At 36.9% G+C, this 15,717-nt stretch carries 16 protein-coding genes; 4 read left to right on the forward strand and 12 right to left on the reverse strand.

The features are described 5' to 3' along the window. Positions 1-3: 3 nt before the first annotated feature. Genes TDE_RS02295 through TDE_RS02305 form a run of 3 tightly spaced genes read right to left on the reverse strand, consistent with a single transcriptional unit; the run spans position 4 to position 3,128 of the window. Positions 4-1,059 carry an ATP-binding cassette domain-containing protein gene (locus TDE_RS02295; RefSeq protein WP_002681570.1) on the reverse strand — a complete coding sequence of 352 codons (1,056 nt, stop codon included), beginning with the start codon at positions 1,057-1,059 and terminating at the stop codon, positions 4-6. After that, positions 1,049-1,765, reverse strand: a complete 717-nt coding sequence (locus TDE_RS02300; RefSeq protein WP_002672626.1) for a GTP-binding protein — start codon at positions 1,763-1,765, stop codon at positions 1,049-1,051. The genes TDE_RS02295 and TDE_RS02300 overlap by 11 nt, the downstream gene beginning before the upstream one ends. A 55-nt stretch (positions 1,766-1,820) precedes the next feature. Beyond that, positions 1,821-3,128, reverse strand: a complete 1,308-nt coding sequence (locus TDE_RS02305; RefSeq protein WP_002681571.1) for an ABC transporter substrate-binding protein — start codon at positions 3,126-3,128, stop codon at positions 1,821-1,823. A gap of 55 nt (positions 3,129-3,183) precedes the next feature. Between TDE_RS02305 and TDE_RS02310 the strand changes: the two genes are divergently transcribed. Beyond that, on the forward strand, positions 3,184-3,834 hold the full coding sequence (locus tag TDE_RS02310; RefSeq protein WP_002665989.1) for a Crp/Fnr family transcriptional regulator: 651 nt from the start codon (positions 3,184-3,186) through the stop codon (positions 3,832-3,834). Between the two features lie 45 nt (positions 3,835-3,879). Here TDE_RS02310 and hcp read toward each other — a convergent pair whose 3' ends face one another. Next, positions 3,880-5,511, reverse strand: a complete 1,632-nt coding sequence (gene hcp, locus TDE_RS02315; protein WP_002681572.1) for a hydroxylamine reductase — start codon at positions 5,509-5,511, stop codon at positions 3,880-3,882. Positions 5,512-5,589: 78 nt separating this feature from the next. On the opposite strand from hcp, the gene TDE_RS02320 reads away from it, so the two are divergent. Beyond that, positions 5,590-7,026: an alpha-L-fucosidase gene (locus tag TDE_RS02320; RefSeq protein ID WP_002681576.1), complete on the forward strand. Its 1,437-nt coding sequence runs from the start codon at positions 5,590-5,592 to the stop codon at positions 7,024-7,026. A 21-nt stretch (positions 7,027-7,047) separates the two neighbouring features. On the opposite strand, the gene TDE_RS02325 is transcribed toward TDE_RS02320, so the two are convergent. Together TDE_RS02325 and TDE_RS02330 are read right to left on the reverse strand one after the other, a co-directional pair. After that, a complete protein-coding gene (locus TDE_RS02325; protein WP_002665986.1) occupies positions 7,048-7,389 on the reverse strand; it encodes a type II toxin-antitoxin system HicB family antitoxin in 342 nt (113 codons plus the stop codon). 9 nt (positions 7,390-7,398) lie between these two features. Then, positions 7,399-7,617, reverse strand: coding sequence for a type II toxin-antitoxin system HicA family toxin (locus TDE_RS02330; protein WP_002665984.1), 219 nt, complete (start codon positions 7,615-7,617; stop codon positions 7,399-7,401). Positions 7,618-7,705: 88 nt separating this feature from the next. Between TDE_RS02330 and TDE_RS02335 the strand changes: the two genes are divergently transcribed. After that, positions 7,706-8,506, forward strand: a complete 801-nt coding sequence (locus TDE_RS02335; protein WP_002681579.1) for a putative ABC transporter permease — start codon at positions 7,706-7,708, stop codon at positions 8,504-8,506. Positions 8,507-8,546: 40 nt separating this feature from the next. On the opposite strand, the gene TDE_RS02340 is transcribed toward TDE_RS02335, so the two are convergent. The 4 genes from TDE_RS02340 to TDE_RS02355 form a co-directional block, all read right to left on the reverse strand. After that, positions 8,547-10,667 carry a methyl-accepting chemotaxis protein gene (locus tag TDE_RS02340; RefSeq protein ID WP_002681580.1) on the reverse strand — a complete coding sequence of 707 codons (2,121 nt, stop codon included), beginning with the start codon at positions 10,665-10,667 and terminating at the stop codon, positions 8,547-8,549. 189 nt (positions 10,668-10,856) lie between these two features. Further along, positions 10,857-11,642 carry an ABC transporter permease gene (locus TDE_RS02345; protein WP_002681582.1) on the reverse strand — a complete coding sequence of 262 codons (786 nt, stop codon included), beginning with the start codon at positions 11,640-11,642 and terminating at the stop codon, positions 10,857-10,859. 20 nt (positions 11,643-11,662) lie between these two features. After that, on the reverse strand, positions 11,663-12,463 hold the full coding sequence (locus tag TDE_RS02350; protein WP_010956754.1) for an ABC transporter permease: 801 nt from the start codon (positions 12,461-12,463) through the stop codon (positions 11,663-11,665). A gap of 15 nt (positions 12,464-12,478) precedes the next feature. Continuing rightward, positions 12,479-13,264 carry an ABC transporter ATP-binding protein gene (locus tag TDE_RS02355; RefSeq protein ID WP_002681592.1) on the reverse strand — a complete coding sequence of 262 codons (786 nt, stop codon included), beginning with the start codon at positions 13,262-13,264 and terminating at the stop codon, positions 12,479-12,481. A 126-nt stretch (positions 13,265-13,390) separates the two neighbouring features. Between TDE_RS02355 and TDE_RS02360 the strand changes: the two genes are divergently transcribed. Next, positions 13,391-13,966, forward strand: a complete 576-nt coding sequence (locus TDE_RS02360; RefSeq protein ID WP_002681594.1) for a glucosaminidase domain-containing protein — start codon at positions 13,391-13,393, stop codon at positions 13,964-13,966. Between the two features lie 40 nt (positions 13,967-14,006). Here TDE_RS02360 and TDE_RS02365 read toward each other — a convergent pair whose 3' ends face one another. Further along, on the reverse strand, positions 14,007-14,906 hold the full coding sequence (locus TDE_RS02365) for a hypothetical protein (protein ID WP_002681596.1): 900 nt from the start codon (positions 14,904-14,906) through the stop codon (positions 14,007-14,009). A 216-nt stretch (positions 14,907-15,122) separates the two neighbouring features. Continuing rightward, entirely contained in the window at positions 15,123-15,644 is a 522-nt protein-coding gene (locus tag TDE_RS02370; protein WP_002681597.1) for a hypothetical protein, read from the reverse strand. Positions 15,645-15,717 lie beyond the last annotated feature (73 nt).

A 15,717-nucleotide genomic window follows, 5' to 3' on the forward strand; every position in this document is an offset into this window, starting at 1 on the left:
CCTCTAGCCTGTAAGCCCAAGCTCTTCTCCTGCCCTTAACCTTGTTCTCATATTTTGAATTTTTGCATCCATAATTTCAAGCTCGGCAAGAATTTCTTTTTCTTTTTTTGAAGTTTCTATAACGGATGCTATTCCTCCGTTTTTGATAACTATTCGCTTATCCGCATAGAGGGCCAGAGCCGGATCATGTGTGGCCATTAAAACAATTTTTTCCTTTGAAACCAAGAGTTCCAAGGCTTTTTTGCGGTCAATGCCTGCGTTTTCTATTTCGTCTATGAGAACGATGGGAGAGGAGCTTAAAATAGCTGTATCCGCAATCATAAGAGCCCTCGACTGTCCTCCGCTCAAGGCCGTTATCGGCGTATCCAAATTAAATTTTTCTCCCGCAAGATTGTTTGCCGCCTCTATGATATTTTTTACCGCATCTTCCTTGTTTTGGATAAGACGGCTTTCCGCATGGAGCTCGATAAATTCTTTGACGGATAAATCCATTACAAAGTTCATATTTTGCGAGAGCTGAGCCACAAGTTTATTGTTTACCGAAAAACGGATTGTCTTATCGGGTGTTTTACCGTTAATTAAAATGCTGCGGTTTGTAGGAGTATCCTTTTGAGCAGTCCATTCGATGTCGGCAAGGAGCCTCGATTTTCCGGACCCTGTCGGGCCTACAATCGAAATAATTTGAGAGGTATAAAGGGTAAGCTCATCAAAGTTTTCGGTTTCGCCTGACTTGTTTGTTCCGGGAAGAATTGTGAGGTTGTGAACCTCGTTTGCATTTTCCAAATTAAGGAAAGACTTCATTTGAATTATGTATTCAAAAAATGCAGAGTAAAGTTCTTCTCTGTTTATTGCTTCTTCTTCACAAACTTCATCGGAAAGCGATTGTAAAAAATCTTTTAGAGTCTGCTCTTTGTTTTTTAAAATACCTATTTCAATCAAGCGGTTTTCATTTATAAAATCTTCGATAAAAGGGTATTCGCTTAAAATATCTTGAATCGATTTTTCAGAAAGTTTTTTAACCTCTGTATTTTCATCACTTAAATAAAATTCATTGTTCATTTTTTCTCCCCTGTTCTTCGGCAATTTTCATCTTGCGGATATTTCCCATCTGGAAGTTTTCTCCTATTCTTGTTTCACCCAAACAATAAGAGCAAAGGGCGGCAGGCATGGGAAAGCGGAGTTCCATTCCTTGTACCGTAGAAATATCTTCGGCCTTATCCGTTAAAAGGGTGCTGAGCTCAAAGGCTCCTTGGCCCGTAAGACCGTTTACATGCATGATGACCGCCCTAGGATTTACGGCATTTACCCTTGCCGCAAAAACTTCGCGTTCAGCTTGAGAAACGATGTCTCCCTTTGTGATAACTACGATGTCGGCTGACTTTAAAAGAGGGCCTATTTTTTTTGGCGTATTTATCCCCGACAGGTTATCGATTACGCAGATACCTAAAATATTTTTTATATAGGGGGAACAGCGGTTACAAAGCCCTGCGGACTCGCTTACCAAAAGGTCAAGCCCTTCCTTGATTCCCCATTGCACGGCCTCCTCTATGTTTGACACAAAGAAGTGGTCGGGACATAGGGAGCCGGAGATTCCTTTTTGGACGGGAACTCCGGCCTTTTGATATAGAAGGTCATCATCAGTATAAAGGCAGTCGAATTTTACTGCCCCCGTTTTTATATTTTGTTTTTTTAAGGCATCTATTGTTTTTAAGATTACGCTTGTTTTGCCCGACGATGGCGGGCCTGAAAATATTATTAAGTTCATAAATATAATATAACAAATCTATGTGACGAAGTCTGTAACAGATGTTACACAGACCTTAAATTTTTCCGGCAGCTGTTTCAAAATCGGTTTTGATTTTTTCCAAAAGAGAACCTATATCGTTTTGATAAATAAAGTCCCAACCTACCCAAGAAAATTTTTTATCCTCGCCTAAACGGTTATCGACATCGGGATTCGTTGACGGGAAAAAACCGCTTTCGGAAAACACCCTTCCGGTTTTTTCTGAAAGGAAGAAATCCGCAAAGGCCTTTGTCAAAGCCTCATTTTCTTTTTTTACAAGCATAAAAATCGGAGCCGCTATAGCCCCGTCTTTGGGCCAAACCGTTTTTAATGCCGAATCTTCTTTTATCATCTTTGAAAAAAAGTAGGGGCTTATGTTTACGGCAGGAGGTTCATTGACAACGGATTTAGGATTTTTTAAAACCAGAGACGCTTTTCCCTTTACCATTTGTGCCGGATGAAGAGAGGTGCGGCAAGCTCTGCCCAATTTTTTTATACCTTCATCTCCGAAACGGCTGTAAATATTTAGGATTACCGAATTAAACAAGTCCAAATCGCTGAAGGGAATTGCCGCCGAATTTTCAAATTCAGGTAAAAGGAGGTCTGCCCAAGTTTCGGGCATCTTTCTTCCTCTTAACAGCTCGGTGTTTACAATCATTACTGCGGGAACTACCCCGATAATTGCATAGTTTTTTTTGCCGTCTCTAAGGTCTATATAATCGTTGCAAAAGTCCTTATTCATTTTTTCGATTGAACAGTGAAAATCTTTGTTCTCGATAAAGGAGCCCATGAGCTTTTTGTCGAAAAAAAGCTCAAACCCTGCAGAGAGGAGAATATCGGGGAGGTTTTCCTTTTTTCCTGTTTGAGCTTCTTTTATTATCCAGTCGATTCCGAGGTTTGCGGAACGAAGATCATAGCTGATTTTATAGTTTTGTTTTTCAAGCTCATCTTTATTTTCTTCAATATACTTGGAATGAAATTCTTTAAAGGCTTCAAGCAAGGGGATTCTTATAGGACATGGAAGAACTCCCTCAATCCTTATATTTTTTTTGCCGTCATCATAACCGGTGTTTTGTGCGTTTTTCTTTTCTAAGCTTAAATCTATTTCGGCAAAACCGATATTTTTATTTTGTTCGATAACTTCAATAAGCTCTTTTTCGCACAAGCCGATATCAAGATTCTTCGTTAAAAGGGCTTTTTCAAGACTAATCTTTTTCCCCATTATTTTGCGCATAAGGGGATTGGTAAGAGGGGTAAAACCTTTTTCTGCCAAGTATCTTATCGTTTCAGGAAAGCGTTCGGTAATATCAAAAACACTTTCATCCATATTAAAATATTTATTCATTATAATCCTCCGATCTATAATCAAGTTAAAATCAAAATAACCCGAAATTAAAAGTATGAATCCTATTTTTAAAAATATACCCGCTCAAGAAGCGGAAAAATATTTAAAAAATACCAAGGCTAAAACCCTCAACTATAAAAAAGATGCCTTTATCTTTTTTGAGGGCGATACTCCCGCTTTTTTCTTTGTTTTAAAATCGGGTATCGTTCAAATCGAAAAAAACACTGCCGATGGAAAGCGGCTTATTGTAAACCGCTTTGAAAACCCCGGTACGGTTTTTGCCGAAGTCTATGCTCTTTTGGATTCGGCTATCTACGATTACTCATGCCGTGTAATTAGCGATGCCGAAATTCTTTGTCTCCCCATAGAAGGGGTCTTTGGTGCCGGAGCGTACTCCGAAACTCATTTTAAGGTTCTAAAGAACCTATTAAATATTTTAGCTCATAAGGCTTATTTTTTAAACCAAAAGCTTCTTATCTTTTCTTCATTCAGTCTTCGTCAAAAGATAGCCCTCTATTTATTGCAGCAGGCTGAAGGAAGTTCAAAGGTTGAGCTAAACCTAAACAGGGAGGCTATGGCCGAATACTTAGCGGTTCCTCGGCCATCTTTATCCCGCGAGCTTATGAGCATGCAAAAAGATGGGCTTTTAAAAATCGAAAAAGATACCATCATTGTCAACCTTGATAAACTCGAAGACTTTAGCTAAGGGCTTATCAATAAAAGCCCTTAGCCTGTCCTCCCGATTATGTTTCTAACCGAAAAAATGTTTTATATCATCTTCTATTGAAGAGATTCCCGATAATCCGAATTTGCTTATTAAAACATCCTTTACGTTGGGTGAAAGGAAGCCGGGAATAGTAGGCCCAAGGTGTATGTTTTTTACGCCTAAGAACAATAGGGCCAAGAGTACTATAACGGCTTTTTGTTCGTACCATGCTATATTAAAAATTATAGGTAAATCATTAATATCGCTTAGGTTAAATATTTCCTTCAATTTAAGAGCTATAAGGGCAAGGGAATAAGAATCATTGCACTGTCCTGCATCCAATACCCTTGGAATGCCGTTTATATCTCCAAGATTTAATTTATTATACCTGTATTTTGCACAGCCTGCCGTTAGAATGACGGTATTTTTTGGAAGAGCTTCTGCAAAACCCGTATAATAAGATCTTGTTGTGTGCCTGCCGTCACAGCCGCCCATTACTATGAATTTTCTAATATCTCCGTTTTTTACGCTTTCGACAATTTTGTCGGCAAGAGCAAAAACTTGGGCGTGAGCGAAGCCGCCTATAATCTTTCCGCTTTCAATTTCTTTTGGGGGCGGACAGGATTTTGCCTTTTTTATAATTTCGGAAAAGTCCTTATGTCCGTTTTCATCGGCTTCGATATGAACACAGCCGGGATGTCCTGCTGCATTTGTCGTGTACATTCTTGATACGTAGGAAGCCTTTGAAGGAATTATACAGTTGGTTGTCATAAGGATTGGGCCGTTAAAACTTTCAAATTCGGAAACCTGTTTGGCCCACGAATTACCGTAATTACCTGCAAGATGCTTATATTTTTTTAGTTTCGGATAATAATTTGCAGGGAGCATTTCGGAGTGAGTATAAACATCAACGCCTGTACCCTCAGTTTGCTCAAGAAGCATTTCGATATCTTTTAGATCATGCCCAGATACAAGGATGCCCGGATTATTTCTTACACCTATCGAAACTTCGGTTATTTCGGGGTTACCGTAGCTGCCTGTGTTGGCGCTATCCAGCAGAGCCATTCCCTTAACTCCTGCTTCTCCTGTCTTTAAGGTAAGAGAAATAAGTTCATCAACACTCAATTTTTCATCTATGAGCATTGAAAGCGTTTTTTGAATAAAGGCATCAACCTCTTCGTCTTCATAGCCTAAGGCGTTAGCATGTTTTACATAGGCACATAGCCCCTTTAGACCATAGATAATAAGTTCTTTTAAGGAGCGCTTATCGGGATCTTTTGTCTGCAAAACGCCTATTGTAATGGCCTTGCCCAGTCTTTTCGGTATATCCGAGTCAATATACACTTCAATCTCCGGATCAAAGGGGCGGTTTAAAGAACTATGCAAATCATGGATTGCTTTAAGAGTAATATTTATTCTGTTGTTAATTGCTTTTTCATCAAAATTTGCATTGGTTATTGTAACAAAAAGGTTTGTGCTTACGATGTGGTTAATTTCTTTTTCAACCTTAATCCCGTTTTCCCTCATATAACTTGTCACCTCGGAAAGCTTTTTTGTTCCCCAGATGAGAAAGTCCTGTAATCCTGCAACTAAGGGGTTTTTCCCGCATACTCCGACCCTTACGCAGCCTGAATTTTTAAATGTCTCCTGACATTGAAAACAAAACATAGTGTCCATAGTATTCTCCTATTTTTCAAAGGTTTGAGTAAATTATAAGTATTTTATGAATAGAAGTCGGTAACGGATGTTACGTGGATGTTAAATTTTTGTTGTTTTAAGCCTATTTTTGCTCACTTGAAATCTCTTATCCTATCCTATATACTCAATATTATGAAACCGGATAAAATTACACAGTGGCAAAAATTAGGTTTTGGAATGTTTATTCATTATGGACTTTATTCTTTATGCGGAGGTGTATGGAAGGGTGAACCGGTAAAGCGCGGTTACAGTGAGCAGATTTTAAGTCACGGTAAAATTCCTAAAGAAGAATATAAGGCCTTACAAAATAAATTTACCTGTAAGAATTTCGATGCAGGAAAGATATGTGCCCTCGCAAAAGCTGCAGGAATGAAATACATCATTATCACGGCAAAGCACCATGACGGCTTTTGTCTTTTTGACACAAAGACTACCGATTATAATTCGGTGAAGGCTCCTGCAAAAAGAGACCTTATTGCAGAGCTTTCTCAAGCATGTAAAAAAAACGGTTTAAGGTTCGGCCTTTATTTTTCTTGGATAGATTGGAACTGCGAATTTGCTCTTCCTATAAGCGATCATAACAGCGATAAAATTCCGCCCAAGCATCAAAAAGTTAATATTGAACAGCTGAAAGAATTGTTTACAAATTACGGTCCTCTTTGCGAGCTTTGGATGGATATGGGCTACCCGACAAAAAAGCAAAGTGAAGAAGTAAGAGCCCTTGCTCAAAAGCTTCAGCCCGATATGATGATAAACGGCCGTATATGGAATGACTGCGGAGATTTTTGTACAATGGGGGATAACAAATTTCCTGATAAAAGTTTGAATGTTCCTTGGCAAACCCCTGCTTCAATTTATCATGAAACATGGGGCTACCGTTCATGGCAAAGACGGGGCGATAAAAATAAAAAAGCCCAAGAGCTTATAGAAAGCCTTATAAGGGTAAGAGCCATGGGAGGTAATTATCTTTTGAACATAGGCCCAAAGGGTGACGGCTCCGTGGTCGCATTTGAAGCCGAGGTCTTAAAGAAAATAGGCAGCTTTTTTAAATCAAAAGCGCCTTCTCAAGGGTGCGCAAAAAAACTTTGTAAAGAATTAAATTTAGATATTCCTCAAGATAGTATTTTAGAACTAAGCGGAGAAAAAAACGAAATTCCATTTACAAAAAAACTTTACCGCTTTACGGGAAAAGATTATTACTCTTCTCATTTTATTTGCACAGAGCTTGAACTTAATCTAAAAATTTCAAAAGGCTTATACAAAACAAATTTCTGGACAATCAGCCTCGTCAGAAAAAAGCCCTTATCCCAAGATGAGGTTTTGGAAATAAACGGAAAGGAATTTTGTTTCCCCGCAAACAAAAAAGAATTGGAAATTTTTAAAAACATAAAAATAGAAAGTGTGCTTAAAATTTCAGTATCTACAGGCGGAACACCTTCATTGCGTAAGGCCTTAAAACAGGATAACTTAATTTTAAGAGTAGAAGGAAAATGATGCCGGCCATTCCCTTAAATTTTAAGAAAGTCTATAAAGAACGTATTGGTTTAAGGAAACGCCTTCATGTTCTGCATTTAAAGCTAGTTCTTTGTGTAAAGATTTAGGAAGTCTTAAAAGAAACTTTCCGCTATAATTATTTTCGTCTTGAGGCATAGGTATTGTGAAACCGTTTTCAAGTTTTGCTTCTATCCAGCCTTCCATTGCTTCATATATATTTGTATACACTTCTTCTAATGTTTCACCTGAACTTTGACAACCATCAAGCTCTTTAACTTGTGCATAATAATATACGCCGCTCTCATCGTGTATTTTTTTTGTGATAATTGAATACGGTAAATTTAAATAATCCTTTATTTGCATAAGTACCTCCTACATTCTTTTTAAAATATCTTTTACATAGCATGCTTTTAATGGGGTTTCGGATTTCACGGTTATAACATCCCCTTGAGCATTTATATAGTGCCGATGAGAACCTTTTTGACGGTCAAACCTATAGCCTATATACTCAAGAACTTTGTCAGCCTCTTGAATTCTTATACCATTTGGTTGATTTTTCATTTTTTCAATTATTTTTTCAACACTAGCCATGTTTATATGGTACTATATATAATATCATTTGTCAACATATTTTCAAATTTTAATAGTTATTTTTTTTTATTTATAGTAAAATACTAATATGGCATTGGATTATTTGATTTTATATTTTACTATTTACAGTTTTATCGGATGGTTTTGTGAAGTAGTCTATTGCTCGCTTTTACAAAGGAAGTTTGTATTAAACCGAGGAATGCTTTACGGACCTGTATGTCCCATATACGGTTTTGGGGCTTTGATTTTAATTTTTTCGCTAAAAAATTTAATCCCTTATCCTATAGTTTTGTTTTTTGCTGCCGTACTTTTAACAAGTTCTCTTGAGTATGCGGCAAGTTTTATTTTGGAATATTTATTTGATACCCTGTGGTGGGATTATTCAAAACACAAACTGAATATTAACGGAAGGGTTTGTGCCCTTAATTCGACGCTTTTTGGAATATTGGGGCTTGCTTTAATGTATATAGTAAATCCGTTTATTTCAAAATATGTAAATCAAATACCGGATTTATTTATTCTGATTATTTCAAAAGCCTTGCTTTTTATTTTTATTGGTGATTTTATTTTTACGCTTAAGGCTCTGATCGGTCTCCATGATGCGCTCTTACATATTAAAAATTTGACAGAGAATTTTTACACACATCTTGAAACTCTCAATATACACGAAAGGATAAGCGAAAGCAATATTGCAGAAAGTTTTAATCTTCTGCGTGAAAAACTAAAACAAGACGGATATTCCGCTTATGAAAAAGTACAAGAACAACTTAAACTTATTGCCGAAAAAAACAAGGGGCATATTTTATCGGCCTTCCCGAATATGAGGCAAAGAAAAAATAATTTACACTTAAAACTTTTAAAATATTTTAAGGAGAAGAGGGGAGAATAAAAAAAGAGGAATAAAATTAGAATTTTATTCCTCTTAATTTTTAGACTTTAAATCTTTCAACCTCGTTTACGAGATTGCCGATATTTTCTTTATTTTTTTGCGAAATAATATTGACTTCTTGAGTCGCTTCATTTATTTGGAATGCACCCGCTGCCATTTCATTCATGCTTGCAGTGATAACTCTTGTAAGGTCATCAAGTTTTTGCATTTCAACGGCAATGTTTTTTCCTCCCGCAAGCATTTCGGCAGAACCGTCATTTACCTGAGAAGTTATTAAATTGATATTATGAATTGCCGTCAAAACTTCACGGCCGCCGTTTTCTTGTTCTTTCATTGCAAGCATAAGAGACTCACTCATCTTTTTTACCTGCTCCGATAAAGCGAAGATGCTGTCAAATTTTTCTTCAGCCAATTTTGAAGAAGATGAAAGATTTTCAATTTCTTTGCTTAAAACCTTTAAGGTTGAAGTTATTGTTTTTCCCTGTGAACTTGATTCTTCTGCGAGCTTTCTAATTTCATCGGCAACGACGGCAAAGCCTTTCCCTGCTTCGCCGGCATGAGCTGCTTCAATCGCTGCATTCATGGCAAGGAGGTTTGTTTGACTTGCAATATGCTGGATAACGCTTGAAGCTTCTAAGAGGCCGCCCGACTCCTCCGAAATTTTTTGAGTTACGGTATTTGATAGAGAAAGTGTTTCTTTTCCTTCAGCTGTAGCTCCTGCAAGATTTTTGATTGCGTCATCCGTTCTTGCAAGAGTCTGAGTTATGGAGCTTATGTTTCCTACCATTTGCTCTATTGCCGATGAAGATTCGGCTACATTGGCAGCTTGAGATTCTATCATGCCGTTTAATTGTGCGATAGTTTTAATAATCTGTTCAATAGTCGCTGAGGTTTCGGTAACGCTCGCCGCTTGTGTAAGGGCTTGTTGTTTTACTCCTTCTATGTTTGTACTTATTTGATGGATGGCGCTTGCCGTTTCCGTCATATTACTTGCAAGCTCATTTCCTATCTGTTTCATTTCCTGAGTTTCGGAACCTACCGTTTTGATTGAGTTTCCTATTTTTTCAATTGTTTTGTTAAAGTATTTTGATAAATCGGTTATTTCATCATTTCTTTTGATTGGTAAGCGCACCCTTAAATCTCCGTCCCCATCTGCAATATTTTTAAGCGCTTGAACCGTTGATGTAATGGGCTTTACTATTGTAAGGGCGATAATAGCCGTAAGTATAATGGATATAATCAATATGGTAACACCTATAATTCTGATTGTAATTTTTAAGGGCCGGAGGCTGCCGGTAAGTTCATTAACGGGAGCACTGATTATGACTTTCCAGTTTTTAGTTTTCATAGGAGAATAAGCGGCTATTTCTTGTTGTCCTTCATATGCAAATCTGGCTAAACCTGCTTCAGAAGATGCTAAGACTTTTTGTTCAAAATCGGCAATGCTTTTAAGTTCAGGGTCGGATATAGCCTTTTTAATGCTGTTCTCTTGTCTCTTAACCAATTCTATATCCTTATCGGCAATCGTTGTCCCTGAAGCATCGATAATATAACAGCCGCCCGTTTCTCCTATTACGATGTCGTCGATTAGATCGTTAAGGGCCAAACCGTTAACGCCGGCGCTAAATACGCCCAAAATATTGTGTTCATCATCATAAATAGGCACGGAAAATATAATTTGCAGTTCACCCGTTGTACGGCTTATAATCGGTTCGGAAATAAAATTCTTGCCTTTAATAGCCTCCTTATACCATTCCCTATCACCGACAAAAATGGAATATCCATCAGCAGAATATCTTATCCCGTTTATATCGGAAATTCCAAAGTATTCTATCGTTTTATTCCGCTCTGCGTCTTTTTGTAATGCCTTTACTTTTTCATAAAAACTGAGTTTGGAATCACGCAGTGCCGGAATGCGCGCAAGACCTTCCAAAAAATATAACATGGAATTCGCCCTGCTGTCGACAATTTCGGCCGTATCCTCTGCCTTCATTAGTAGAGCTTCTTCAATTTTTCCCAATAAGGCCTTTTTTGCTACAAATAAAGCAGAGGCTCCCATTGTAAATCCTCCTATCAGGATTAACATACCAAAAAAGAAAACCAATTTTCTTAAAATAGAAAACCGTCTTCCCTCCTTCCGATAATTTTTTTCACCTACCATATTTAGAGTTCCTTTCAAATGTTATTTTAAAAACTATTTATAATTGATTTTTATTGAATGTACATTAAGATTTGGCAGACGCGATTGTACACTAATTTTTGTATTTTTACTAGATGTTTATGTAATAAATAAATGAAAAATATTATAATGGAGAAAACTTATAAAATAGAAATTTAATGCCGATGTTTTTTACGAGCCCGTCGACTTATATTTTGAAACTCCGAGCCGCCACAAAAGATAAGCAGGAATCAAAAACAAAAATGAAAGAAGAGGTAAAAAGGCGAGGGCAGGATTTTTGTATTTGTCAAATAAAAACAAAAGCGGATAATATTGGAAAAGGGCATAAGGAATTATAAATGTGCAAAAGCGTAAAATTTTATTTCCGTATATTGAAACAGGATATGAGGCAAATTCTCTAGCCCCATCGGTAAAGATATTCATAAACTCAAGGCTTTGTATGGTAAAAAAAGAAATAGCTGCATAGATTAAAAAGAGCCCGGAGAATACTGCTATGCCTCCTAAGAGCATAAAGAAAACAGTCAACACCTTTAAAAAAGACCAATCGATATTTCCGAATCTTATGCCGTAAAAAAATAAAACGACGGCTATGAGTAATCTTCCTATCCTTGAAAATTCGAATTTACTTCCCAGCACTTGAAGGGGTAAATTTCGGGGACGCAAAAGAATTCTGTCAAAGTCTCCGGTTATAATCAGTGTAGAAAACGTATCAAAGCCCCTTGCATAGCTTTCGGTAATGGCAAAACTTAACTGCATTATTGAATAACAAAAGATAACTTCGCCAAAAGAAAAACCTTTTATGGACTGAAAGCGCGCAAATAGAAAATAAAGAGCTGCCGCGCTGTTACAGGTTAAAAGAAACTGACCCAAGCAGGATAAAAAAAATGAAGCCTTGTATTGCATTGTGCTTTTTAAAAGAATGCCTAGATATTTAAAATAAAGTTTTAAGCCGTTCATAATTATTTTAAAATTTTAATTTAGCCTCCTTGCACTACCAGTTTTTTTTCTGCTGCTCTTGCAATAATTTTTCCCGATAAAAATAAAACAAGGAGCCAGAAGACTTGCAGGAGTATTTTTTTGCCTGTATCGACAGATGAAATATCGTAAGAAAAAATTCTTAAAGGAATATTTTGAATTCCGGTAAAGGGAGAAAATTCCAAAATCTTTTTTATTGTTTCAGGGAAAAAAGGAATAGGGATTATCTGTCCCATGAGCATCTCGGAGGCCGAGAAAAATACTATTTGAAGCCCTTTGGGAGAAACAGTAAAAAAACAAAGCACGTATATCAGGCAGGTAAAGGCTGCTGCCGTGCAAAGTCCCAATATCATAGAAGTTATAAATATAAAAAAAGTAAGAAGATCGGGCATTATCAAACGGTAAGGCTGAGGTAAAATTGAGGCAATTATTAAAACCGGAAAACATCTTAAAAGACCTCTTGCAAGTCTTAATGCAACCGAGCGGGTAAACCAAAGATTGTATATGTTTATCGGTTTAGACATTTGATATGCGATGGAGCCCGAAACAATCGAATCGGTTATATCACTTTCAAATGTCCACATTGCAAAAAACGCTAAGAATGCCTGCTGCATCCAAATATAAGAAACAAAAGCAGAAAAGCCCATAGGAAAATTTTCCGGAGAGGATTCATAAAAGGCCTTAAATAAAATTATATTTAAAGTTCCCCATGCAAATTGAGTTGAAATGCCGGCAAGAGCTGCTGCCCTGTATTGTAAGTTTGCGATAAAGCGTATTTTAAAAAAAGAAAGATATTTTTTCATAAGCCGTGCAGCCCTTTAACAATTCTCTTTATAAAACTCGGCAAGGCTTTCATCCAAAGATAAAGAATCCTTTTTAATGTCCTTTAATGTGCCGTCCAAAAGAATCCGTCCTTTGTCTATTAAAATAATACGCTCGGTAATTGCTTCGATATCCTGCATGTCGTGGGTTGTTAAAATAATAGTCGTTTTATTTTTTTTGTTCAGTTCCGAAATAAATTTTCTAACCGTCAATTTTGAAAGAGCATCAAGCCCGATTGTCGGTTCATCCAAAAAAAGAATTTTGGGACTATGTAAAAGAGAAGCTGCAATTTCGCACTTCATCCTTTGGCCTAAAGAAAGCTGACGGGCAGGTGTTTTGACAATTTCTTTTAATTCTAAAAGATTGATCAGCTCTTCCAAATTGTTTTGAAAAAGATTTTGAGGTACAGAATAAATATCCTTTAAAAGTTCAAAGGAATCTATAACGGGGATATCCCACCACAGCTGAGTTCTTTGCCCAAAAACTACACCGATGTTTTTTACATATTCCACTCGCTTTTTCCATGGAACAAGACCTGCAATTTCGCAAGTTCCCGAATCGGGAGTAAGGATTCCGCATAGCACCTTTATGGTAGAACTCTTTCCGGCTCCGTTCGGTCCGATGTAACCTACGGTTTCTCCTTCGCTAATTGTAAAAGAAACATCGTTTAAAGCTTTTATATATTCATAGTCCCTCTTAAAAAGAGCCTTTGCTGCTTCCTTTAAGCCTTTATTTCTTTTTGCGACCTTGTATGTTTTGCAAATATTTTGAACCTTAATCATTTTTTCTTCCATAAAAACTTTTTGCAAAAATTATCAAATTTTTTACAGGGGCGGTATAATATCATTAAAAAGAAACTTGGTCAAGAGAAAATTCAAGTGCGATGTATTTTCTCCGAAACTATAACTATGAGAAAGCGGATTTTTTATATCTTTATTTTTGGTTTATCGTTTTTGTTTTTTTCATGTTTGAGTTTTTTTGTACGGCCTCCTCATTTAATAGAAAGCCGAGGCAGATGCTCGGCTGATGATTTAACCGTTTTTTTTATGAGCCAAAACCCCAAGGTCGATAGGGCGAAGGTAAAACGGCTGGCTCAATTTTATATAGAAGAAGCTGAGACGGAAGGAATAAATTCGGATATTGCTTTTTCGCAAATGTGTTTGGAAACAGGTTTTTTGCGTTTCGGAGGTCTTGTAAGCGAGGAGATGAATAATTTTTGCGGACTGGGCTCACTCGGAGACGGAAAAAAAGGAGAAAGTTTTCCAAGTGAGAAGACCGGAGTTTTAGCCCATGTTCAGCACTTAAAGGCTTATGCTACGGCTAAGCCCCTTGTCCGCCCTCAGGCTGATCCGCGATACAAATATGTTAATCCTAAGGGGAAGGCTCCTACAATTTACGGGCTTGCCGGAACTTGGGCTGCAGACCCGAATTACGGCAAAAAGCTTGAAAACATATTGACACGATTGTACAAATCGGTTTATTAAGCGAAGCGGTTTTATTCAATGTGATACTCTTGTAAACTTATCAAATTCTTTCTATAGAGATGTCTGAAAGTTCATTTGCCTTTGTAAACATATCCTTGATTATTCTATAAGAACCTAAGCCGGCAAACAAAAAACCGAGACCTAAGCTGGGAAGGATGGATTTTATAAAGACCGGATCGGCAAAAAATACCGGAGAGAATTTTACAAAGGATACAAAATCTAAGCTAACCTCTTTTTGGACGGCTAAAAATAAGCCTATGTATTCGGCAAAAAGCAGAGCAAAAACTATCGCAATGATATTTATTATAGCACCTGTTTTGGTTGCCTTTCCTTTTCCAAAATTATAACCGTAAAATGCAGAGTAGGCTATAAAATATCCTGCAATGGATGCATAAAAACCGAAATAGCCTATTAAGATCCAAGCTAAAGAGCCGACTAAGGCCCCTATAATACAACATAAGGCTCCGGTTAAATAATTATTCGGTTCATTGTTTACTTTTTCCATCTTAGTTTTAAAATTTTCTACACATTCTGAGCATAAAAATGTTGGAACGTTCTTGATTTTATAAGCATTTGTTTCCCGTATTTTATTACATGAAAAGCAAACATCGTGTGATTCTAACTTTGTTAAAATATCGGAAAGATCTTTTAAGAAAAATTCAAACTCTGAATCGTTGTTATTGCAAGTATAGGTCAAGGATAACAAATCTTCATCCATATTAAAGGTTTTTATCTTTCCCATCTTTTTTTGCTCATCTAAAAAAGCGAATAGGTCTCCCTTTGCTCCGCTTACGGCACAAGAAGTTTTAAGAACAAGTTCTTGATTGGTTGATTTATCTTGCCTAATAAGAAATTTATTATTGCCTATATTTCCTGTCCAAATACCGTTTACATTTTTAAAAAAGAAACGGTTAAGTATTTTTTCCACATTGTCTGTCATTTAAATAGCTCCAAATATTTTATTGTCCTTATTCTATCAAAAAATAAAATAAAAAACAAGATAAAGTTTTTTGCCGGTAAACATTTTTTTTCATTTTAAGCTCTTTGATAAACTAAGCTATCTAACAAAAAGAAAATTTTATATTTAAAGATAATACAATTTATTAAAAGATTCAATCAGGTTTTGCACACGGGTATTCACCCGTGTGCTTTTTTGTTAATGCCATCGGCCGGTTCGTGACAGCTGCAGGTTTGCAAGTTCTTTAGGCAAATCGCTTCCTGTCAGTGTGAGCGTATCATCGGTTATTGAGTATTGGATTTTCCATGTTGCATTTATATTTTCGCGGACTTCTTTTTTTGCACCATTTATCCATGTTTCCGTTTCTTTTGTTTTTACGGTAAAAGTGATTTCGGTATCCGTTGCCGTCCAAAATCCTTCCCATTCCGTTTCCGAATCAAATCCCTGATGCCATTTGATTTCCATTGTACCATCGCGGTCGAACTCTACCTTTTCGGCTTTATCGGTGCCGCGAAATACCCAATCTCCCATGAGTTGATATCCTGCCGTTCCAATATCAGCCTTGCTGTCTGCCGATCTTTTATTATAGGTAAACCCTTTACCGTGACCGTGCTTTCCCTCTTTCGAATTCGGTTTATGCGAATCTGCAAAAACCGAGCCTCCCAACAAGAATAGTGCAATCGTAATTACCCTTGCTTTTTTTTCAATACCTTTATTCATCTGTATGCTCCTTAAAAATTGATACGGTTACTCTCACCGTCCGCAGTAAATATACCGATTTTTTTTATTTGTA

This window comes from Treponema denticola ATCC 35405 (assembly GCF_000008185.1).
In the GTDB taxonomy this organism is placed as follows: Bacteria; Spirochaetota; Spirochaetia; order Treponematales; family Treponemataceae; genus Treponema_B; species Treponema_B denticola.